General features: G+C 62.8%; 20 protein-coding genes and 1 tRNA gene. 13 read left to right on the top strand and 8 right to left on the bottom strand.

The window, feature by feature from the left end; genetic code table 11:
• Positions 1-5: 5 nt before the first annotated feature.
• The 3 genes from dxs to WBP06_RS06725 all read right to left on the bottom strand — a co-directional run bounded on the left by dxs (position 6) and on the right by WBP06_RS06725 (position 3392).
• Positions 6-1934, bottom strand: coding sequence for a 1-deoxy-D-xylulose-5-phosphate synthase (gene dxs / locus WBP06_RS06715; RefSeq protein WP_395333080.1), 1929 nt, complete (start codon positions 1932-1934; stop codon positions 6-8).
• Between the two features lie 186 nt (positions 1935-2120).
• Positions 2121-2582, bottom strand: a complete 462-nt coding sequence (locus WBP06_RS06720) for a carboxymuconolactone decarboxylase family protein (RefSeq protein WP_395333082.1) — start codon at positions 2580-2582, stop codon at positions 2121-2123.
• Positions 2583-2645: 63 nt separating this feature from the next.
• Positions 2646-3392, bottom strand: a complete 747-nt coding sequence (locus WBP06_RS06725; RefSeq protein WP_395333084.1) for an SDR family oxidoreductase — start codon at positions 3390-3392, stop codon at positions 2646-2648.
• Positions 3393-3519: 127 nt separating this feature from the next.
• On the opposite strand from WBP06_RS06725, the gene WBP06_RS06730 reads away from it, so the two are divergent.
• The 3 genes from WBP06_RS06730 to WBP06_RS06740 all read left to right on the top strand — a co-directional run bounded on the left by WBP06_RS06730 (position 3520) and on the right by WBP06_RS06740 (position 5991).
• Positions 3520-4431 (top strand): LysR family transcriptional regulator, encoded by a 912-nt coding sequence (locus tag WBP06_RS06730; RefSeq protein ID WP_395333086.1) that lies wholly within the window; start codon positions 3520-3522, stop codon positions 4429-4431.
• 211 nt (positions 4432-4642) lie between these two features.
• Complete coding sequence (locus WBP06_RS06735; RefSeq protein WP_395333089.1) at positions 4643-4774, top strand: hypothetical protein; 132 nt, start codon at positions 4643-4645, stop codon at positions 4772-4774.
• A 5-nt stretch (positions 4775-4779) separates the two neighbouring features.
• Complete coding sequence (locus tag WBP06_RS06740; protein ID WP_395333091.1) at positions 4780-5991, top strand: glycosyl transferase; 1212 nt, start codon at positions 4780-4782, stop codon at positions 5989-5991.
• Positions 5992-6184: 193 nt separating this feature from the next.
• Here WBP06_RS06740 and WBP06_RS06745 read toward each other — a convergent pair.
• Positions 6185-6274 (bottom strand) — tRNA-Ser (locus tag WBP06_RS06745).
• Positions 6275-6653: 379 nt separating this feature from the next.
• Between WBP06_RS06745 and WBP06_RS06750 the strand changes: the two genes are divergently transcribed.
• The 10 genes from WBP06_RS06750 (at position 6654) to mazG (ending at position 15740) form a co-directional block, all read left to right on the top strand.
• On the top strand, positions 6654-7655 hold the full coding sequence (locus tag WBP06_RS06750; RefSeq protein ID WP_395333093.1) for a lytic transglycosylase domain-containing protein: 1002 nt from the start codon (positions 6654-6656) through the stop codon (positions 7653-7655).
• Positions 7639-8622: an SPOR domain-containing protein gene (locus WBP06_RS06755; RefSeq protein WP_395333095.1), complete on the top strand. Its 984-nt coding sequence runs from the start codon at positions 7639-7641 to the stop codon at positions 8620-8622. Before WBP06_RS06750 ends, WBP06_RS06755 begins: the two co-directional genes overlap by 17 nt.
• Positions 8623-8686: 64 nt before the next feature.
• A complete protein-coding gene (locus WBP06_RS06760; RefSeq protein ID WP_395333098.1) occupies positions 8687-9850 on the top strand; it encodes a D-alanyl-D-alanine carboxypeptidase family protein in 1164 nt (387 codons plus the stop codon).
• Positions 9847-10485: a dTMP kinase gene (tmk, locus tag WBP06_RS06765; RefSeq protein ID WP_395333100.1), complete on the top strand. Its 639-nt coding sequence runs from the start codon at positions 9847-9849 to the stop codon at positions 10483-10485. The genes WBP06_RS06760 and tmk overlap by 4 nt, the downstream gene beginning before the upstream one ends.
• Positions 10482-11459: an AAA family ATPase gene (locus tag WBP06_RS06770; RefSeq protein ID WP_395333102.1), complete on the top strand. Its 978-nt coding sequence runs from the start codon at positions 10482-10484 to the stop codon at positions 11457-11459. The genes tmk and WBP06_RS06770 overlap by 4 nt, the downstream gene beginning before the upstream one ends.
• A gap of 26 nt (positions 11460-11485) precedes the next feature.
• Positions 11486-13051 carry a methionine--tRNA ligase gene (metG, locus tag WBP06_RS06775; RefSeq protein WP_395333104.1) on the top strand — a complete coding sequence of 522 codons (1566 nt, stop codon included), beginning with the start codon at positions 11486-11488 and terminating at the stop codon, positions 13049-13051.
• Positions 13051-13839 (top strand): TatD family hydrolase, encoded by a 789-nt coding sequence (locus WBP06_RS06780; protein WP_395333106.1) that lies wholly within the window; start codon positions 13051-13053, stop codon positions 13837-13839. Before metG ends, WBP06_RS06780 begins: the two co-directional genes overlap by 1 nt.
• Complete coding sequence (locus WBP06_RS06785; RefSeq protein ID WP_395333108.1) at positions 13836-14615, top strand: MBL fold metallo-hydrolase; 780 nt, start codon at positions 13836-13838, stop codon at positions 14613-14615. The genes WBP06_RS06780 and WBP06_RS06785 overlap by 4 nt, the downstream gene beginning before the upstream one ends.
• A complete protein-coding gene (locus tag WBP06_RS06790) occupies positions 14612-14797 on the top strand; it encodes a hypothetical protein (RefSeq protein ID WP_395333110.1) in 186 nt (61 codons plus the stop codon). Before WBP06_RS06785 ends, WBP06_RS06790 begins: the two co-directional genes overlap by 4 nt.
• Positions 14798-14954: 157 nt before the next feature.
• On the top strand, positions 14955-15740 hold the full coding sequence (gene mazG / locus WBP06_RS06795; RefSeq protein ID WP_395333112.1) for a nucleoside triphosphate pyrophosphohydrolase: 786 nt from the start codon (positions 14955-14957) through the stop codon (positions 15738-15740).
• Here mazG and hflX read toward each other — a convergent pair.
• The 4 genes from hflX to WBP06_RS06815 form a co-directional block, all read right to left on the bottom strand.
• Positions 15717-17054: a GTPase HflX gene (gene hflX / locus WBP06_RS06800; RefSeq protein WP_395333114.1), complete on the bottom strand. Its 1338-nt coding sequence runs from the start codon at positions 17052-17054 to the stop codon at positions 15717-15719. The two genes, mazG and hflX, sit on opposite strands and share 24 nt — an antisense overlap.
• A 16-nt stretch (positions 17055-17070) precedes the next feature.
• On the bottom strand, positions 17071-17646 hold the full coding sequence (gene hfq / locus WBP06_RS06805; protein ID WP_395333116.1) for an RNA chaperone Hfq: 576 nt from the start codon (positions 17644-17646) through the stop codon (positions 17071-17073).
• A 196-nt stretch (positions 17647-17842) separates the two neighbouring features.
• Positions 17843-19240, bottom strand: coding sequence for a sigma-54-dependent transcriptional regulator (locus tag WBP06_RS06810; RefSeq protein ID WP_395333118.1), 1398 nt, complete (start codon positions 19238-19240; stop codon positions 17843-17845).
• Between the two features lie 55 nt (positions 19241-19295).
• Positions 19296-21524, bottom strand: a complete 2229-nt coding sequence (locus WBP06_RS06815; protein ID WP_395333120.1) for an ATP-binding protein — start codon at positions 21522-21524, stop codon at positions 19296-19298.
• Positions 21525-21577 lie beyond the last annotated feature (53 nt).

Genomic DNA, 21577 nt, shown 5'->3' on the forward strand with positions numbered 1-21577 from the left:
GGAGCCTATGGATGGATGGAGCCACGCGTGCGTCCATATCCCGCAGTTTCGTGGCCCAATGCGGAAAGCACCGTGTCGACGATTGCCCCCGCATCAAGCCCGGCTTCGGCATATTGCTTCTCGGGCTTGTCCTGTGCCTGGAAAATATCAGGCAGGCGCATGGTGCGGATACGGAGGCCGGCGTCGATCAGTCCAAGGTCACTCGCCAGCGTCAGCACGTGCCCGCCCAGGCCGCCGACGGCGCCTTCCTCGATCGTCACGGCTACATCGTGCGTGGCCAGCAACTTGCGGATCATCGCTTCGTCCAGCGGCTTTGCGAAGCGCAAGTCGGCCACGGTGGTCGAAAGGCCCTTTGCGTCCAGCGTATCGGCTGCCTTCAACGCCTCTTCCAGCCGGGTGCCCAGCGACAGGATGGCGACATGCCGCCCTTCGCGCATCACGCGGCCCTTGCCGATCTCCAGCCGCTCCGGCGTTTCCGGTAAGGGCACCCCGGTACCATTACCGCGCGGATAGCGGAAGGCAATCGGTCCGGCGTCATGCAGCGCGGCGGTATGAACCATGTGCACCAGTTCTGCCTCGTCCGCCGCCGCCATCACCACCATATTGGGCAGTGTGGCAAGGTAGGTGACGTCGAAGCTGCCGGCATGGGTCGACCCATCGGCGCCGACCAGACCCGCGCGGTCTATGGCGAAGCGTACCGGCAGCTTCTGCAGCGCCACGTCGTGGACCACCTGATCGTAGGCGCGCTGCAGGAAGGTGGAATAGATCGCGCAGAAGGGGCGCATGCCTTGCGCGGCCAGCCCCGCCGCGAAAGTCACCGCGTGTTGTTCGGCAATGCCGACGTCGAACGTGCGATCGGGGAAGGCCTTGGCGAACTTGTCGAGCCCGGTGCCCGCAGGCATGGCTGCGGTAATCGCGCAGATCGTCGCGTCGCGCCCGGCTTCGGTGATCAGTGCCTGCGCGAAGACTTCGGTATAGCTGGGCGGGCCGGCCGGTGCCTTGGCCTGTGCACCGGTGATGACGTCGAACTTCTGCACGCCGTGGTACTTGTCCGCCGCCGCCTCGGCCGGGGCGTAGCCCTTGCCCTTCTTGGTCACGACATGGACAAGGCAGGGGCCTTCCGCCGCGTCGCGGACGTTTTCAAGGATCGGGATCAACTGGTCGAGGTCGTGGCCGTCGATCGGGCCCACGTAGTAGAAGCCCAGTTCATCGAACAGGGTTCCGCCCATCGCCATCCCCCGCGCGTAGGAATCGGTCTTGCGTGCGGCGATCATCAGCGGGCGGGGCAACTTGCGGGCCAGCCGCTTGGCAATGTCCCGCAAGCCAAGGAATTCGCGGCTGGACACCAGCCGGGCCAGATAGGTGGACAGTCCGCCCACCGGCGGCGCTATCGACATATCGTTGTCGTTGAGGATGACGATCAGCCGATTTCCGGCCTCTCGCGCGTTGTTCATCGCCTCGTAGGCCATGCCGGCGGACATCGATCCGTCGCCGATGACGGCGATGGCCTTGCCCGGCTGACCGCTCAGTTTCCTGGCGACGGCGAAACCCAGCGCGGCGCTGATCGAGGTGGAACTGTGTGCCGCGCCGAAGGGGTCGTAAGGACTTTCGTCCCGCTTGGTGAAGCCGCTTAGGCCACCGCCCTGGCGCAGCGTGCGAATGCGATCGCGGCGCCCGGTCAGGATCTTGTGCGGATAGCATTGATGCCCGACATCCCACACCAGCTTGTCGTCGGGCGTATCGAACACATAGTGAATGGCGGTGGTCAGTTCCACGACGCCCAGGCCCGATCCCAGATGCCCCCCGGTCACCCCGACGGTCGCAATCACTTCCTGTCGAAGTTCGTCAGCCAGTTGCGGCAGCTGATCTGGCCGCAAAGCACGCAAGTCCGAAGGCCAGACAACCTGATCAAGAAGGTTCCGCTTGGGCATCATAAGCTTGGGCTCCCTGTAAATTTCAGGCTGCACAGCGCACGATTGGCCCAAGGGTTAAATCAACTGAGTGCCGGATGCCATATAAATCATGCCGTTCAATGCCATGATCCCATCGCCGTTCCACTTCGGCGACAGGCGAAACCATGGCATCGGCCCAGAGTTGGAGGGAGATTGGGAGGGCCCTGTTCAGGACTGGCCCCGTGCATTTGCAGCCGCCTGCGGCTCGGCGCGGAAGCTGATCGCCATCCGGTTGTAGGTGTTCATCAGTCCGATCGCCAGGGTAAGGTCGGCCAGTTGCTTCTCGTCGAAGACTTGCGCCGCCGCTTCATAGGCTGCATCGGGTACGTGCGTTTCGGAAACGCGGGTGACCGTTTCCGCCCAGGTAAGCGCCGCGCGTTCCTGCGTATCGAAAAGCGGGCCGCTCTCAGCCCAGGCCGGCACCAACACCAGCTTCTCCACATCCATGCCGTCCTTGATCAGATCGCGGCTGTGCATGTCGATGCAATAGGCGCAGCCATTGATCTGGCTGACGCGCAGATAGACAAGGTCCACAAGCGCCTTGGGCAGGCCGCTGGTCATGACGTAGCCGTAGACGCCACCCAAAGCCTTCATGCCGTTCGCCGCTGCCCGGTTGTAATCCATGCGCATCGTTCGTCTCCGTGAAAGAGGAGGGGAGGTGGCGCCCCGATGGAGCGCCGGCCCCGTGTTTCTTCAGATATTGCTCATGCCGCCGTCGATGATCAATTCGCTGCCGACGGTATAGCGGCTCTCGTCCGAGGCAAGGTGGACGATGGCCTCTGCGATTTCGTTCGGTTCGCCAAAGCGGCCCGCCGGGATGGCGCCGATCAGATAGTCCTTCATGCCGCTGAGATCCGCGTCGGACAGGCCGAGCTTGCCATAGATCGGCGTGGCTACCGGCCCGGGGCTGACAACGTTGGTACGGATGCCGCGTCCGATCAATTCGCCGGAAAGCGTGCGGGCCAGCGAAATCAGCGCGGCCTTGGATGCGGCATAGACGATCGAGTTCGGCTTGCCGAGCCGCGCATTGATCGATCCGTTGAGGATGATCGAGGCCGGATTGCCGAACAGCGGCAGCAGTGCCTGAACCAGGAACAGAGGGCCCTTCACGTTGACTGCGAATGTGCGGTCGAAGCCGGCTTCATCCCAGTTTTCGAGCGGGCGGAAGTCCGCCACGCCGGCGTTGACGAAAAGGACGTCCAGTCGGCCGAATGCGGCGCGGATTGCCTTGGCGATGGCCGCCTGTCCGGCAACGTCGCCGGCATCGGCGCGGATGGTGAGCACGTCGCCCAGTTCGGCCTTGGCGGCGGCCAGCTTTTCCTCGCTGGTGCCGGTGATGGCAACGGTGGCGCCTTCTTCGATGAAGCGACGGGCGGTGGCGAGGCCGATGCCGCTGGTCGCTCCGGTAACGAGTGCGAATTTGTTGGCAAGACGGGTCATTTCAAAGCTCCTTGAGTGGGGCCGGCGTCCATCGCGTCGGCGACAGGTATTCATCTATGCTTCAATCGATTCTTGATCGATGGGCAGAAGATGGGCAATTCATTCAGGAAAGATGAAGGATTGATCGATGGATCGTTTGCGTGCCTATGAGGTGTTTGCCGCTGTGGTTTCGCGTGGCGGCTTCGCCCGTGCCGCGGATGCGCTCGACACCTCTCCAGCCAATGTTACCCGTTATGTTTCGGAATTGGAGGGGTACCTGGGCACGCGCCTGCTCAACCGTACGTCGCGCCGGGTTTCGCTGACCGAAGCGGGGGAGGCGCTCTACGAAAGAGCCCGCAGCATTCTGGACGACGTGGCGGAAGCGGAGGCTGCCGCAACCGCCAGCGCGGCCGGTGCGCGCGGGCGGTTGCGGATCAATGCGCCGCTGGTGTTCGGCATGCGTCATCTGGCCCCGCTGTGGCCGCGCTTCATGGCTTTGCACCCGCAAGTCGAACTGGACATCGCGCTGACCGATCGCGTGGTCGACATTGTCGAGGAAGGCTTCGATCTCGGCATCCGAATTTCGCGTGGCGGATCGCAAAGCTATGTGTCGCGCAAGCTTGCAACCTCGCGCAATATTCTCTGTGCGGCCCCGGCCTATCTGGCGAAACATGGCGCGCCGAGCGATCCTGCCGCGCTGGCCGACCACGGCTGCGTGATCTACGGCTATGCGCCGGAGCCGGACGTGTGGACCTTCCTCGATGACGCCGGAGCCGAAACGCGTGTCAGAGTGGGAACCCGGCTGCGCACGAACAGCGGCGATACCGCACGCGCCGTGGCGCTGGCGGGAGAGGCGATCACCTGGCAGCCAAGCTTCCTGATCGGTGAGGACCTGCGCGCCGGCACGCTGGTGCCGTTGCTGCCCGGCTGGCGCCTTCCAGACATCGACATCCTCGCCCTCTATGCCAGCCGCAGGCATCTTTCGGCCAAAGTCCGGCTGATGGTGGACTTCCTTGCCGATGCCTTCCGGGGCGATCCGCCTTGGGAAAGGGATGGCTAGTCAGTCAGCCGAGTCCCAACTCCTGAACTGCGGGGGCATAGTTACCCTGGCGAACGCACTGTCCTTCGCATGTGCAATTCTCGCGGTGGAGCGAAGTCTGCCCCGTGGAATGCGCCGATTTGGAGCAGTTTGGTTGCAGTGCCCTAGACAACGACATGCCACACTGCTTAAGCGCCCGGCCAAATAGGGTCGCGAAATTTAGGAGTGAGATATGGCTGACGAGCCTCATCTCGTGTTCAAGAGCGTTTGCTTCGGCAATGAACTGATGCTTGTCAGTGCACGGCGCGAATACGCGGCCGGTGGCGCGCATCTCCTCCTGCAGCTTATCGCCAGCAAGCGGTGATCCACGTGAAGCCGCGTCTGCACGTGTCCGCAATCGGCGGACGCCACCAATTCGCACATTTCCTGCCCGTGGCATTTGAACTGCAGCGGCGAGGGTCTTTCGATGTCGAGATCTTCGTTCCCCACGCGGACGACATCTGCGAGGTCGAGGCCATTGCCTACGGCTTGGGATACCCCGTGCCCAAGATCGCGACCATGAACATGCCGGCCCAATTGGAACGGCGCATGCCGCAAAAGCTCAACAAGCTTGCGCGGCTTCTGTTTTGGGCAGGCCGAATTCGGGCGGGGGATGCTGTCCTGTGTGCGGAACGAACTTCCACCATCCTGAAGCGCCTGCCCGGACGATCCCTGAAACTGATTCATATCCCGCATGGCGCGGGCGATCGCGCCGTCGGCTTTGAAAAGCGGTTTCGTTATTTCGACTATGTCGTTGTTGCGGGGCAGAAAGACCGGGACAGGCTGCTGGCCGAGGGATTGGTGAGCGAGGACGGATGTGCCGCTGCCGGCCCCGTCAAGGTTGCCGCAAGTCTTCGCATGCAAGCGCAACGATCGCGCCTGTTTGACGACGATCGCCCGATCATTCTCTACAATCCGCATTTCAACGGCAAGCTATCGTCGGCGGGCGATTTCACACATCGTCTTGTCGAGGCGATCCTGAAGGATGACCGATACAATCTGGTTGTCGCGCCACATGTTCGCCTGGCGGAACATTTGGATGACGCTCGCCGAAAAGCGCTGGAGGCGCTGGCGCTACCGGGGCGCGTGATCGTGGATCTGGGCTCTCGGCGGTCGATTGACATGACGTATACCTTGGGGGCCGATCTCTACATCGGGGATGTCAGCAGTCAGGTCTACGAATTCCTCATCCAGCCCCGTCCTTGCCTGTTCGTCAATGCGCACCATGCGCAGTGGGACGGGAACCCGGATTATGCGATGTGGCAATTTGGCGACGTCATTTCGCCCGATTGCGATATTCTTGGGGGGATAGAGCGGGCTTTCCTTCACCATGCCCGGTACAGGCCTGCGCAGATCGCACGCGCGAAGGCTGCTCTCGACGGTCTCGATTGGGACGATAGCGGAGTGGTAGACTTCTCCGCTGCCGATCCGATTGCCCGGGCAGCAGTGCTTATCGAGCAGAGCATGAAAGCCGATCATGGAAAGCGGGCAGGGCATGCGGCCGCGTTCCGATTGCCAAGGCGTGACCTGTCATTCAGATGAATGACAAGTTCTGCCTGCTCCGTACAGTTCGCTTGCGCTGGGCGGTTGTGCCTGACCTTCCGATCAACACACTATCGGGGATGCCTGGATTAGGCTGAGGGTGTGGCGAACGCCGCACCAGCCGCCCAAGCATAGGGCATGAACGATCATGAGCGCGGGAGACCGGCGTCCGCAGGGACGCTCTTTGACGGGATGGCGGAAGAGGTGGGATTCGAACCCACGGAACGGTTGCCCGCTCGCCGGTTTTCAAGACCGGTTCCTTAAACCACTCGGACACTCTTCCACGCCGTTTGGGGTTGGCTGCTACGATAGGCTTATGGGCAAGCCCGACCTATGCTACCCCTTTCAATGAAACTCCCAATTCCGCAGTCAGGTCGCCATCAAGATCGCGAACTTCCTCGCGGCGACCTGTTTGCCTCGGGAATGCGCATAGAGAAAACCGAACGGCTTGCAAGCGCCGAAGCGGTAAAAGCCACAGATCTTGGAATGCCAATCGAGACGGACCGCCGCGCGCTTGCGGCGGCTGTCCACGGCTCAAACGGGCAAGGCATTTGCATCGCGGACGCATTATGCGAGATTTGCTGGTGATGACTTTCCCTCCGAAGCTTCGTTCCGCCCGCGTTTCATTTTTGGCAGCAGTCCTTGCCCCGGTGGCCGGCGTCATGTCACTCGTGCCGGCGGCAGCGCAGCCGGTGGTGCAGAATGTCGGCGCGCAAAGCGTCAATGGGCAGAGCTTCGATGCCTATCTGCAAACGGTGGCAGCGCGGGCCCGCCGCGAAGGCGTAACTTCGCAAACGATCTCCAGCGTGCTCACGGGCCTTACGCCGAATGACCGGGTGATGGCACTGGATAGCGCGCAACCCAATCGCAGCAGTTCGCCGCCGCCGGTTGCGCCCTATATCGCCCAGCATGTGGGGCCAAGCATCATTGCCCGCGGTAGAGACCGCTATTCGCAGTACGCATCCTTATTGCCCTCGATCGAGCGGCGCTACGGCGTGCCGGCCAAGATGCTGTTCGCGATCTGGGGGCATGAGACCAATTATGGCAGCTATGTCGGCGATTTCGATCTTGCCCGTTCGCTGGCTACACTGGCCTGGGAAGGGCGCCGCCGCCAGCTTTTCGAAAACGAACTAATCGCGCTGATGAAGATGGTCGATCAAGGCGTGCCGACTTACAAGCTGAAGGGCAGTTGGGCCGGGGCGTTCGGCTATCCGCAGTTCCTGCCGAGCGTCTATCTGCGCCTTGCTGCCGATGGTGACGGCAATGGAACGCGCGACATCTTCTCCAGCCCGGCCGATACGCTGGCCTCGATCGCCAATTATTTCCGCGATGCCGGTTGGCGCCCGGGCCAGCCCTGGGGCGTGCGCGCCTCGCTGCCGGCGGGCTTTTCGGCCGGCGCCTACGCGTCGAAACTGGCACCGCCGACCTGTTCTGCCGTCCATGCGCGCCATTCGCAGTGGAAGAGCGTGGCCGAATGGCGCGCGCTTGGCGTGTCGCCGCAAGGGCCCATCGGCGATAATGTACAGGCATCGCTGTTCCAGCCTGATGGGCCGGGCACGGCAGCTTATCTGTTAACGGGTAATTATCGTGTGATCCTCCAGTACAACTGCTCGAACTACTACGCGTTGTCCGTGGGATTGCTTGCAGATGAGATTGCCCGTTAACCATGCGCTGCCGCTGGCTGCGCTGATTTCCCTTGCCGCGGTGCCGGCCATCGCAAAGGAGCATCCGGCAGCGGCCAGCGGACCTGCGGCAGACTATCCGATGGTGGTGGGCGATCCGTTTACCATCGGTACGACCACCTGGACGCCTGCGGACCAGCTCAATTACGACGCTGTGGGCTATGCGACTGTGGGCGAAGACGGCGGCGCGGGTGTGTCTGCCGCGCACAAGACGCTGCCCCTGCCCAGCTACGCCGAAGTGACGTCGCTCGATACCGGCCGAACGGTGCTCGTGCGGATTACGAAGCGCGGGCCGATGAGCAACGAGGCGCTTGTCGAACTTTCGCCCGAAGCTGCCAACCAGCTTGGAGTGGCCGCCGGCGCAAACGCCGCGATCCGGGTTCGCCGCGTAAACCCGCCGGAGGCAGAGCGTGCGCTTTTACGCAGCGGCAGTCGCGCGCCGGAACGCATGGCAACGCCCGACGGCTTGCTGAAGGTCTTGCGCCGCAAGCTTGCTGATCAGTCTCCACTGCTGCAGCCGCCGTCTACGCCACCGACGATGCCGAAGGGGCTGCCGCCCGAACTGCCCATCGCGGCTTCGCCCGTGCCGGGAACAAAGCCGGCGGTGACGCCGCAACTCGAAAACAATCCCAGGCCGCCCGTCACTGGGGCGGCAACTTCGAAGCTTGCCCAGCCTCCAAGATCGGCTGCAAAGCCCATCAATCCGCCCGCTGCGAAGCCGTCGGTCACCGCTCCGGCAACGGGATTGCAGGTGGTGCAGGTGGGCATGTTCTCGGTCGAAGCCAACGCGCGCAAGGCTGCCAGGCAGCTAGGCGCCGAGGCGATCCCGGCGGGCAAGTTCTGGCGCGTGCGACTCGGCCCCTTCGCAAATGGTGCACAAGCTACCGCAGCGCTGGAGAAGGCCCGCGCCGCAGGGTATAGCGACGCACGAATCCAGCGCGCCGACTGAAACCTTCCGGCGCACCCACCTCCGTTCCCGCCTTTTGCGAGGGGTCGCCGGGAGAAGTCGCGTCTTGAAGTCGTTCCGTAAGTCCGCCCGTTTTCTCGTTCCTTCACTGGCTCTTGCACTCAGCGTCCCGGCTAACGCCGCCATTCCGACGCCGCCTGCGGAGCTTGCGGGCATTCCCGTAAGCCTGCTGGTCGACCTCGGTTCGGGGCAGGTCCTGGTGCAGAATCATCCGGATACCCCCTTTCTGCCCGCCTCCGTCACGAAAGTGATGACCGCCTTCGTCGCCTTCGAGGAGATCGATGCAGGCCGTCTGCCAATGGATCGCCGGTTTTCGGTGCGGCCGGAAACGGCGAAGGAGTGGTTCGCAAAGGGTACCTCGATGTACCTGACCGAAAAGGACCATCCCACCACCACCGACCTGCTGCATGGCATCATGACGGCATCCTCGAACGACGGTGCCATCGTCCTGGCGCAGGGCTACGCGGGCAGCGTTCCGGCTTGGACCGCGAAGATGAACGACGCCGCGCGCCGATTGGGCATGACGCGCAGCCATTACAACACGCCGAACGGTTGGATGGACGAAGGCAACACCTACGTCACCGCCAGCGATCTGGTGCGCCTGGCGGATGCGATGATCACCCGCCACCCCGCGCTTTATCGCGAGTTCTCGGGCGTGAAGCACTATTTCTGGCGCGACGTCGCCATGCGTAGCCACGACCCGACGGTGGGCGTGGTGCCCGGCGCGGACGGCATCAAGACAGGCTATACGCGTGAGGCTGGCTACAACTTTCTCGGCACGGCAGAGCGGGATGGCCGCCGCCTGGTGATGGTGCTGGCAGCCTCGCCATTGCCCAAGCAGCGCGATGCCGCCGCGCGCGCTCTGCTGGAATGGGGGTTCGACGCCTGGACCCCGCGCCACCTGTTCGATCAGGGGCAGCCCGTCGTGGAAGCCCAGGTGCAGGGTGGCACGGACCGTTCGGTGCCGCTGGTCGCCAATCGCGAAGTCCATGCAACGCTGCCCAAGGGCGATAATCGCAAGATTACGCTGGCGGTCCATTACAAGGGGCCGTTGCAGGCGCCGATCCGCAAGGGCGATGAAGTCGGCCAGCTTGAAATCAAGGTGGACGGGCTCGCCCCCGGCCATGTTCCGCTTTACGCCGCACGCGATGTAGCCGTTGGCGGACCGCTGGACAGGCTGTGGAACGGGTTTATCAATCTCTTCGCATGACGAGAGGGAAATTCATCGCGCTTGAGGGCGGGGAAGGGGCAGGCAAGTCCACCCAGGCACGGCTTGTGGCCGAGGCCCTGCGCGTGCGTGGGATCGAGGTGGTGATCACCCGCGAGCCCGGTGGAACGCAAGGCGCGGAGGCCATTCGCAACCTCGTCCTCCATGCCGAAGGCGAAGGCTGGGGGCCGCGTGCGGAGGCGCTGCTGTTTGCGGCTGCACGCTCGGACCATGTCGAGAAGCTTATCCGCCCGGCCATCACGCGCGGCGCATGGGTGATCTGCGATCGCTATCTCGATTCGAGCCGCGCCTATCAGGGCGGTGGCGGCGGGCTTTCCGACGCCGATATTTGCACCCTTCATGCCATCGGCAGTGAAGGGCTGCTGCCCGACCTGACGCTTCTGTTCGTGGTATCTCCCGCCGAATCCGCCGCGCGGCTTGCCCGGCGCGATGTTGACGGCACCGACCGGATCGGCGGTCGCGAAGCCGCCTACCATGCGCGCGTGGCAGACGCTTTCGCGCGCTTCGCCGATGCCGAGCCGGCGCGCTTTGCCCGGATCGACGGCAATGGCACGCCAGAGGAAACTGCGGGCCTTGCCATGGCCGCACTCGAACCGCTGCTGGCAGGTGCCGCGTGAGCGAAAACCTGCCTTTTATCGGCCAAGGCGAAGCGTGGCAGGAATGGCTGGCGGCCATCGGATCGGAGCGGATGCACCATGCCTGGCTGCTTGCCGGTCAGCGGGGCCTTGGCAAGCGGGCCTTCGCGCGCACCGCTGCCGCCGAACTGGTGCGCCTGCCGGGGCAGTCGCGGCCGGACTTCGCGGCGCACCCTGACATTCACGTTCTCGAAGCGCTTCCCGCGAACGAGGATGAGGCGAAGAAGAAGGCGGAGGGCAAGCCCTGGCAGGCCAAGCGCAGCATCTCGGTCGATCAGGTGCGCGAAATGATCCGCCGCCTTGCGACGAAGCCCACGCTGGGGGACCGCCGCGCCATCGTCATCGATCCGGCCGATGAGCTTGAGAAAAGCGCGGTCAACGCGTTGCTGAAAGCGCTGGAAGAGCCGCCCGCGGGCACTTTCTTCCTCCTCGTTACGCATCAACCCGGCCGCCTGCTGCCGACCGTCCGTTCGCGTTGCCGCGTCCTGCGTTTCGCTGCACTTGGTGAAGCGGAACTGGATGCCGTTATCCGCCGGGACATGCCGGAGTCCGACGCCCTGACCCGTCAAGCCGCGATCAGGGCCGCACAAGGTTCGCCCGGGATAGCGCTCAGTTTCGTTGAAAACGACCTTGGCGGCATTCACGACCTGATGCTGCAAATTCTCCGCGAGGGCGATCGCGATTATCACTTGCGCGGTGCGCTGGCTGACGAAATGGGCGCGCGCCCCACTCGTGGGCGGCAACTGGCTGCTCTGGAACTGGCCCGCACCGTGGTTGCCGGCGAACTGACCTTGGCATCGCGTGCCGGGCAAATCGCGCTGATCGAAGCCCATGGAACGCTGATGCGGCTTTCCGCGCAGGCGCCGACCTACAATTTCGACGCCGGTCTCCTCATAATGGAAATTGGCGGCTTGCTGGCATCGGCGGCGATGCCTAGAGAGGCGGCTCGCCCGTAACCTCCAGCAAGGAATTGCGACGCCGCATGGCCGAGCCTTACTACGTCACCACCGCCATCTCCTACCCCAACGGCAAGCCGCATATCGGCCATGCCTATGAGGCCATTGCCGCCGACGTCATCGCCCGCCACCGCAAGGCGGAAGGGTTCGATGTCCGGTTCCAGACCGGAACCGACGAGCACGGCTTGAAGATGGCGCAGAAGGCCCGTGACCTTGGCATTACGCCGGCTCAGCTTGCCACGGAAATGTCGCAGCATTTCATTGATATGTGTGCGGCTCTTAACATCGATTACGATGTTTTCATCCGTACGACCGAACCACGCCATCATGCCGCTACGCAGGAACTGTGGCGCCGCATGGAGGCAAACGGAGACCTCTACCTCGATCGCTACGAGGGTTGGTATTCGGTCCGCGACGAAGCCTATTACGACGAGTCTGAACTGGTTGCCGGGGAAGGTGGCACCAAGCTTTCCCCCCAAGGCACGCCGGTGGAATGGACGGTGGAGGAATCGTGGTTCTTCCGCCTGTCCAATTATCAGGACAAGCTGCTCGACCTCTACAATTCGGGCGACTTCATCCGTCCCGAAACGCGCCGCAACGAAATCCAGCGCTTCGTGGAGGGCGGCCTGCGCGATCTCTCCGTCTCGCGCACCAGCTTCGACTGGGGCATCAAGGTGCCCGGCAGCGACAACCACGTGATGTACGTCTGGGTTGATGCCCTGACCAACTACCTCACGGGTCTCGGCTTCCCCGATGAAACCGGTGACTATGCGAAGTACTGGCCGGCCGATCTGCACTTGATCGGCAAGGACATCGTCCGTTTCCACACCGTCTACTGGCCGGCGTTCCTGATGAGTGCGGGGCTGCCGCTGCCCAAGCAGGTCTATGGGCACGGCTTCCTGCTCAATCGCGGGCAGAAGGAATCGAAGTCGCTTGGCAACGTCACCGATCCGATCGCGCTGGCCGGGACTTTCGGCGTCGATGCGGTGCGTTACTTCCTGCTGCGCGAGGTCGCTTTCGGGCAGGACGGTTCGTGGTCGCCGGAAGCCATCGTCACCCGCGCCAATGCAGAACTGGCGAACAGCTTCGGCAATCTTGCACAGCGCAGCCTTTCCATGATTTTCAAGAACATGGACGGCACTCTGAAAGCTGGACACGAGGAAGCCGAAGCGGACAAGGCGCTCTTCGCCGCCGTTGCGGAAGGGATTGCGGGCCTGCGCAACGGCTTCAGCGATCTGGCGTTCAGCGACGGTCTTGAAGCTTGGATGCGCGCGGTGTTCGCCTGCAACCAGTACGTGGATGAGCAGGCCCCTTGGACGCTGCGCAAGACCGATCCTGCGCGCATGGAAGCCGTGCTAATGACGCTGTTCCGCGTCGTGCGCGATCTTGCCATCGCCGTTCGGCCGGTCGTGCCTACCTCCATCGACAAATTGCTGAACCAGATGGGCATCGCTGCCGATGCGCGTGGCTACGGCGTTCTCGACGATGCCGACTGGTTCACGGCTCTTGCCGACAGCGGCTTCAAGGTGGACAAGCCGGAGGGTGTGTTCCCCCGTCTCGAATTGCCCGAGGATACGGAAGCAACTTCTTGATGTTTATCGATTCGCACTGCCACCTCGAATACGAAGGCCTTGTTGAGGATCAGCAAGGCGTGCTTGATCGCGCCCGAGCTGCCGGGATCAAGGGCTTCCTCAATATCTCGACACGGCAGAGCGAATGGGACCGCGTGGTCGGCACGGCCGCGCGCATCCCGGACGTTTGGGCTTCGGTCGGCATTCATCCCCACGAAGCCGACCAGCACGCCGACCTTGGCGAAGCGGCCCTGTTGGAAGCAACCCGGCATCCCAAGGTAATCGGCATCGGCGAAACCGGGCTGGACTATTATTATGACAAGTCGGACCGTGAGGTGCAGCAGGCCCTGTTTCGCACCCACATCCAGGTGTCGCGCGAAACCGGATTGCCGCTGATCATCCATACCCGTGATGCGGAGGAAGATACCTTCCGCATTCTGGAGGATGAGACAGGGAAGGGGGCCTTCCCCGCGCTGATCCACTGCTTCACCGCCAGCGCCGATTTCGGTCGCAAGGTCTTGGATTTGGGTTTGACGATCTCGATTTCCGGCATTGTCACATTCAAGAATGCCTTGGACTTGCAGGAAGTAGTTAAGACTATTTCTGAAGATCGGTTGCTGGTTGAGACCGATTCTCCGTTCCTCGCGCCAGTGCCGCATCGCGGCAAGCGGTGCGAGCCTGCCTATACCGCCGATACGGCGCGTTTCGTGGCGAACTTGCGCGGCGTAAGCGTGGAGGAATTGGGCGAAGTTACGTCGCGCAACTTCTTCGGTCTGTTCAGCAAGGCTGATCGAGGGATTGCCGCGTGAAGGTGGTGATCCTCGGCAGTGGCACGTCGACCGGAGTGCCGCGCCTCGGTGGCGAATTCGGTGCGGATTGGGGGCTTTGCGATCCCGATGAGCCGAAGAACCGACGTACGCGCGTTTCGATCCTGCTGGAAAGCGACGCCGGCAGCCGCATTCTTGTCGATACGCCGACCGATTTGCGCGCGCAGCTACTGGCCAACGATATCCATCGCATCGACGCGGTGTTCTGGACGCATGACCACGCGGATCATTGTCACGGCATAGATGACATGCGCCCGCTGCGCTACGGCCGTGCCGGGCCGATCCCGGGCTTTGCCAATGCCGAGACTGTCCGCCGTCTGCGCCAGCGCTTCGGCTATGTCTTCGCCGGGCAATTCGGCTATCCCACGCTCGTCAGCCTCGACAACCTGGATACGATGCGCCTGTGCGAAGGATTTCGCGTGGATCACGTGCAGATGCCGCACGGACCGGCGGAATCCACCGCATTTCGTTTCGATTGTGACGGAAAATCAGTCTGTTACGCGACAGATTTCAGTGAGATTACCAGAGGCATGATAGATCTTTGCTACGGCGCGGATCTGCTGGTGGTGGACTGTCTGCGCCGCGAACCGCATCCAACCCATGCGCATCTGGGCATGGCGCTGGAACTGGCATCGGTGTGCCGCGTCGGCAAGGCCGTGCTCACGCATCTCGACAAGTCGATGGACTATGCCACACTGAGCGGCGAAGTGCCGGACAACGTGGTGGTCGGCTATGACGGGATGGTAATCGAACCATGAGCAATACGGCGACGATCGTTGGTGTCATCTCGGTGATCGGCGCGCTCATTCTGGTCACCAGCAATTCGCGGTTTCGCCAGTTGGGCTTCGCGAAGGGCCTGAAGCTCGCATTGATATGGGCGGCGATCATCATCGGCCTGGTGCTGTTGATCCAGGCGCTGGGATTGCACAGCCGCCAGTAACCGAACTTCGCCCGGTTGAGAGGCTTCTGGTATTTAACATAATACATATTATCAATCCAAGTGTGGAGGGTAACCCACGCCCCCGCACACCGAGCGTGCTTAGCGCGAACGCTGCCGCTATAGGTCTCGAACCGATCCATTTCGAATCCCGGCAGGAATGACCCAACACCATCATCAGATCGATCGTCTTCTCGGCATCATGGCGCGTTTGCGCGATCCGGTTTCGGGATGCGAATGGGACCGTGCGCAGGATTTCTCGACGATTGCCCCGTACACGATCGAGGAAGCCTACGAGGTTGCCGACGCCATCGCGCGTGAAGATCTTGCCGATCTGCGCGGCGAGCTTGGCGATCTGCTCCTTCAGGTGGTCTTCCACGCCCGCATGGCGGAGGAACTTGGCCACTTTGCCTTCGGCGACGTGGCTGCGGCCATTTCCGACAAGCTGGAAGCGCGGCATCCCCACATTTTCGGCGATGAAACTTCCGGCGATGCCCAGACGGAACGCTGGGAAAAGCTCAAGGCCAAGGAGCGCGCCAGCAAAGGTGAAACCAGCGCCGTCGATGGTGTGGCAATCTCACTTCCGGCATTGATGCGTGCGGAAAAGCTGCAGAAACGCGCCGCGCGGGTCGGTTTCGATTGGCCGGATCCCAGTGGTGCGGCCGAAAAGGTAGCCGAAGAGGTCGTGGAACTGGCGGAAGCATCCGACGCCGAAAGGCTGGAGGAAGCCGGCGACCTCCTGTTCGCCGCCGTCAACCTTGTCCGTCTCAACGGCATCGCACCCGAGGACGCACTGCGCGTCGCCAACGCGAAGTTCGAGCGCCGCTTCCGGGCCATGGAAGCTTTCGCGACCAAGGAAGGTCGCGATTTTGCGGCACTCTCGCTGGGCGAACAGGAAGCTTATTGGCAGGCCGTCAAGGCATCAGAGCGCGCTGAAACGGCCTAGTTCGCGGTCCGACAGGCGGACCTGGAGGCGCAGCAGAGGCCCCTCCTCGCCCTCGCCCGCGTCCTCTTCGGAAACGACTTCGCCCCGCGCGTGCAGGAAAGCGATGCGCTGACCGTCTGCGGCCGGCAGGACGAAGCTGTAGAGCTTGGAATCCTCGGTCAGCAGCTGGCCGACCGTGTCGAGCAGCGCCTCGCATCCCATGCCGGTCCGCGCGGAAATCGGAACGATCGTTTCACCCACGCGGTTGGCGATCGCTTCGTGCAACTCTTCGGCTTGAGCGGGATCGAGCAGGTCCCACTTGTTCCAGACCTCGATCATCGGGATCGCCGGTTCGGCCTCCCCTTCCCCATCATCCTCGCCGCTGCCCAGCACCCCAAGGTCCGCCAGCACGTCGAGCACCTGACGCTTCTGCGCTTCGGTATCGGGGTTTGCGATGTCGCGAACGTGCAGGATCAGGTCTGCCGCTGTCACTTCCTCCAGCGTTGCGCGGAACGCCGCGACAAGCTGGGTCGGCAGATCGGAAATGAATCCCACGGTATCCGACAGGATCGCCTTTTCGACACCGGGTACGCGGATGCCGCGCATCGTCGGGTCCAATGTGGCGAACAGGAGGTCCTGCGCCATCACCTCTGCACCGGTCAGATAATTGAAAAGCGTAGATTTTCCGGCGTTGGTATACCCTACGAGCGCCACGATCGGCCAGGGAGCCTTTTCACGTCGGTCGCGGTGAAGGCCACGGGTTCGTCGCACTTGCTCCAACTCGCGGCGGATCTTGCCCATGCGATCACGGATCATCCGGCGGTCCGCCTCGATCTGTGTTTCGCCCGGGCCGCCAAGGAAGCCGAAGCCGCCGCGCTGACGTTCAAGGTGGGTCCAACTGCGCACAAGCCGGCCGGCCTGGTAATCGAGGTGGGCCAGTTCGACCTGCAGGCGACCTTCGGCAGTTGCCGCGCGTTCGCCGAAGATTTCCAGGATCAGGCCGGTGCGGTCGATTACCTTGCGCTTGAGCTTTTCTTCAAGGTTGCGCTGCTGGATCGCCGACAGCGAACCGTCGACGATGATCAGCTCTGCCTCGTTCAGCTCGCAGGCGACGCCGATGTTCTGGATCTGGCCTTCGCCGAAAAGCGTGCCGGCGCGGGGTTCGCGGATGGGAATGGCCAGGGCTTCCGCCACTACGAGGCCGATAGCAAGGGCAAGGCCCTTCGCTTCCTCAAGCCGGGCCTCGGGGTCCAGATCACTCCGGCCCCGCATTTGCGGATAGACGACGAGGGCACGCGCACCGCGCGTGACCTCGCCCTTAAGTTCGTCGTTCAAATCGTTTCAGCTTTGCTCAGTCTTCGTCGGCTTCTTCATGCGCCTGAAGGTCGACCGGAGTCACGGGCTGAATCGTCGAAACCGCATGCTTGTACGCAAGCTGGACGTAACCTTCACGCTCCAGCAGCATGCAGAACAGGTCGTAAGCGGCAACGCGGCCCTGCAGCATCACGCCGTTGATCAGGAACATCGTAACCTGCACGCCGGCATTGCGGATGCTGGAAAGGAAGACGTCCTGCAGAACGCGCGTCTTCTTGGCGTTTTCGGCACCGTTCGAAAACTGGCGCGCGTCGATCGGGGTCGACGGCATGATCGTCGAAATCGCATGCTTGTAGACAAGCTGCGACTGACCATCGCGACGCAACAGGATCGAGAAGTTATCGAACCAGGTAACGATGCCCTGCAGCTTGACGCCCTTCACCAGGAACATGGTGACGGGAATCTTGTTCTTGCGAAGGAGGTTCAGGAACTGGTCCTGGAGGTTCTGCCCCTTGCTTGCCGATGTGCCTGCTGCCACGGGGGGCGGTGCAAGCGTTTCTTCCGCGGGGGGCGGCGTGGGACGAGGACGCGCGGTAAGCGTGCGGCCAGCCATGTTCATGCTCCTTTTTTTGGCGGCTGCTCATGCAGTCCGCGATCTGGCCCCGCCCGATGGCGGTGACCGTTCTCGAATCAAAATCTATCGACTTGCTGCAGTGCAGTAAACGCGAAAAATGTAGCAACAGGATGACATCGCCGGTCACATGCGGGAAATCGGGAAAAACCCCGGCCCGTTCCAACGGCCATGATGATCAGATTTCCTCGTCCCCCTCGGGGTCGCCTTCGCGCCGTTCGGCCATGCCCAGCAGCTTCAGCTTGCGATGCAGGGCCGAGCGTTCCATGCCGATGAACGATGCCGTCTTCGAGATATTTCCCGAAAAACGGCGGATCTGCAGGCGGAGATATTCCCGTTCGAACGTTTCGCGGGCTTCACGCAGCGGCGCGCTCATCATCACGGAAATACCCGCCTCTCCGCCGGCGCGGTTGGCGAAGATTTCAGGCGGCAGCATGTCCACTTCGATCCGTGCCAGTTTCTCACGCGGGGCCATGATTACCGTGCGTTCGACGACGTTGCGAAGCTGGCGTACGTTGCCCGGCCACTCGTAGGCCTGCAGTGCGGTCATCGCCTCGGCACTGACATGCGGCGGGGCGACGCCTTGCTCGTTGGCGTAGCGCGCGAAGAAATGATCGATCAGCGAGGGAATGTCGTCCCGCCGTTCGCGCAGTGCCGGGATCGAGACGGGCACGACGTTTAGGCGGTAGAACAGATCTTCGCGGAAGCGTCGCTCCGCAATCTCCTTTTCGAGATCGCGCGACGTGGAGGAAACCACGCGAACGTCCACGCGGATCTGGCGGGTGCCGCCAACGCGCACGAATGCCTGATCGGTCAGCACTCGCAGGATACGCGCCTGAGTCGACAGCGGCATGTCGGCCACTTCGTCGAAATAGAGCGTGCCGCCGTCGGCCATTTCCAGAAGGCCGGGACGGACCAGCGCGCCTTCGCTTTCCTCGCCGAAAAGCTCCTGTTCGAAGCGTTCGGGCGTGATGCGGGCCGAATTGACACTGACGAAGGCGCTGTCTGCCCGCGCACTCCAGGCGTGGAGCAGGCGGGCGGCCACTTCCTTGCCCGATCCGGCCGGACCGGTAATCAGCAGGCGGCTGCCGGTATTGGCGACGCGCTTCAGGGTAGCGCGGACCTGGTTGATCGCCCCGCTGGACCCGGTGAACTCTTCGCCCATGGTGAAGTCCGAACGCAGTTGCGCATTTTCACGACGCAGGCGTTCGGTTTCGGTCGCTCGTTCGACGAGGTGCAGCAGCTTTTCCGCCTCGAAAGGCTTCTCGATGAAGTCGACCGCGCCGCGGCTGATCGCGGCCACTGCGGTATCGATATTGCCGTGGCCGGAGAAGATGATCACCGGCAGCGCGGGTTCGCGCGCCTTGATTGCATCCAGCACTTCCAGCCCGTCCATCGGGCTGCCATGCAGCCAGACGTCCAGCAGGACCAGCGACGGTCTGCGGGCGTCGATCGCGGCCAGTGCCGCCTCGCTATCGCCGGCGGTTCGGCATTCGTAGCCTTCGTCGCTCAGCACACCCGCAACCAGTTCGCGGATATCGCGTTCGTCGTCGACGATCAGGATTTCGAGAGCCATGACTTCATCTTCTTGAACTTGAATGGATGGATGGGGGAGTGAAGGCCGGACGCGATCATTCGGCCGCCTCCGCCTTGCGGGCTTGCGCCGTCGGGTCGATGGCGAAGCGCATTGTCACCGTGGTGCCGCCCCCTTGGGTCGGCAGGAACTGCATGTCGCCGCCATGTTCCTCGATGATCTTGTTGACGATGGCGAGGCCGAGCCCGGTGCCCTTCTCACGCGTCGTCACGTAGGGTTCGATGATCCGCTCGCGATCCTGCGTCAGGCCGATGCCATTGTCGGCTATGCGGACCAGGATCGCTTCGGGCAATGCTTCCACCGCCACCGTGATCGCGCCGCGATAGCCTTCGGGCGCATCCTTTGCCTTCGCCTCGATCGCCTCGACCGCGTTCTTCAGCACGTTGGTCATCGCTTGCCCGAACTGGTGGCGGTCACACTCGATGGTGCCGATCACCGCGTCGCTGCTGAAGCTGAAGCCGATGTCCGGCCGTGCCACTTCCTGCAGGAACAACGCCTGTCGCGTCAGGGCGACGGGATCCTCGGCCCGGAAAACCGGCTTGGGCAGGCGCGCGAAGGACGAGAATTCGTCCACCATCTTGCGCAGGTCACCCACCTGACGGATGATGGTGCGGGTAAGGTCCTCGAAAAGCTCAGGATTATCGACAATCTGCTTGCGGTATCGGCGGCTGAGGCGTTCTGTCGCCAGCTGGATCGGGGTCAGCGGGTTCTTGATCTCGTGCGCGATACGGCGCGCGACATCGGACCATGCTGCCGTGCGTTGGTCCAGCAACTGCCGGGTAATATCCTCGAAGGTGAGCACATGGCCGGTGGCATCGCGCGTTACCTTGACGGCGAACGTCAGCAGGTCGCCTTTGCGGTGATACTGGACCAGACCGCCGGTGCTGTTCTGTTCGACCAGGGTTGCAAACTGCGGGGCCAGATCGGCAACCGGCATATCTTCCGGCACCTGCGGAAGATCGGTCAGCAACTTGAGCGCCGTGCTGTTCATCAGCAGGATACGGCCCTGGTTGTCGAGCGAGATAATCCCGGAAGTCACCGATTCCAGAACAGCCTCGATGAACACGCGGCGTTCATGCAGCTGACGGTTGGCCCCCAGCAACGCCTGGGTCTGCTTTTCGAGCTGCGCGGTCATACGGTTGAACGCGCGGTTCAGCAGGCCGATCTCATCTGCGCCGGTGCGGCCTTCCAGGCGTAGCGCGAAGTTGCCGCTTCCGACCGTTCGTGCCGCATCGACCAATTCGTAGAGCGGCTTGACCTGCCGGTCCGCGAAACGGAGCGCAAACCACACCGCCAGGCCGACCAGCGCAAGAGAGGCGATGAACAGCGCGATATTGAACCGAAGCTGATAAACCCGGGCGCGGGTCGTCAGCGCTTCATAGGCCTGCACGATATTCTCGGCGTTTTCGGCGCGTTGCCCCTGGCTGAGCGCCAGCAAGTCGTTGCTGCGGGCGGCGTAGAGATAGACCCCCGCCTGTCGCTCTACCGGCACGGCCGCCACGATGCGGTTGGCATCCGAGGTGACGACGTAAGGCTCGCCCTTCTGCAGCCTCTGCTGCACCTCGGGAACGATCCGCTTGGCGTCCGACTTGCCGTCCGGATCGACGATGATCGGCGTGCGCTGGCTGCCATCCTGAGCGACCTGAATCAACGCGGCGACCGACAGGTTCCGGCGGAAGACCTGATCTGCGAAGAAAGCCTGAAATTCGCGACTGGCGACGGGATATTCGCCCAGCATGAGGCGCGTATCCTGGGCCATGGCCACCGATTCGTAGCCGACATCGCGCTGCGTCTGCTCGTAGTATCCCCGGGCCAACTTGTTGGCGTTTTCCAGCAGCCCGCGCTGGGAATCGGAGAACCAGAACTCCACGCCCGACTGGAACAGCCAGGACGCGAAGACGACGACCAGCAGAGTCGGCACGGCGGCGATCAACGAGAAGATGAACACCATGCGCACGTGCATCTGGCCGGTGCCGCCAATATGCTCGGCCGCGCGGCGGAGCGCCATGCGTCGCCCGAACAGCACCAAGATCGCCATTGCCGGCACCAAAGTGCCGATCAGCAGCGTGGCGGTGAGGTCCGACGGCAGCAGCGTGCGCTTGTCGCTGCCGTTGTCCAGCGCCATCCAGGTCGCCGCGGACATGACCACGAAGGCCAGGCCCGAGACCACTTCCATGACGGCAAAAAAGTTCGCCCGGCGTGCCGCGACCTGGACACGCCGCCACCAACGCGGCCAAGCGCGCTTGCGGACCCCTATTTCTTTCATCGTGGCTCGGTTACAACGCCAGTGTTGCCGATTTGCAAGCGTAAATACATCAA

It is taken from the genome of Novosphingobium mississippiense, from assembly GCF_044029535.1.
GTDB lineage: Bacteria > Pseudomonadota > Alphaproteobacteria > Sphingomonadales > Sphingomonadaceae > Novosphingobium.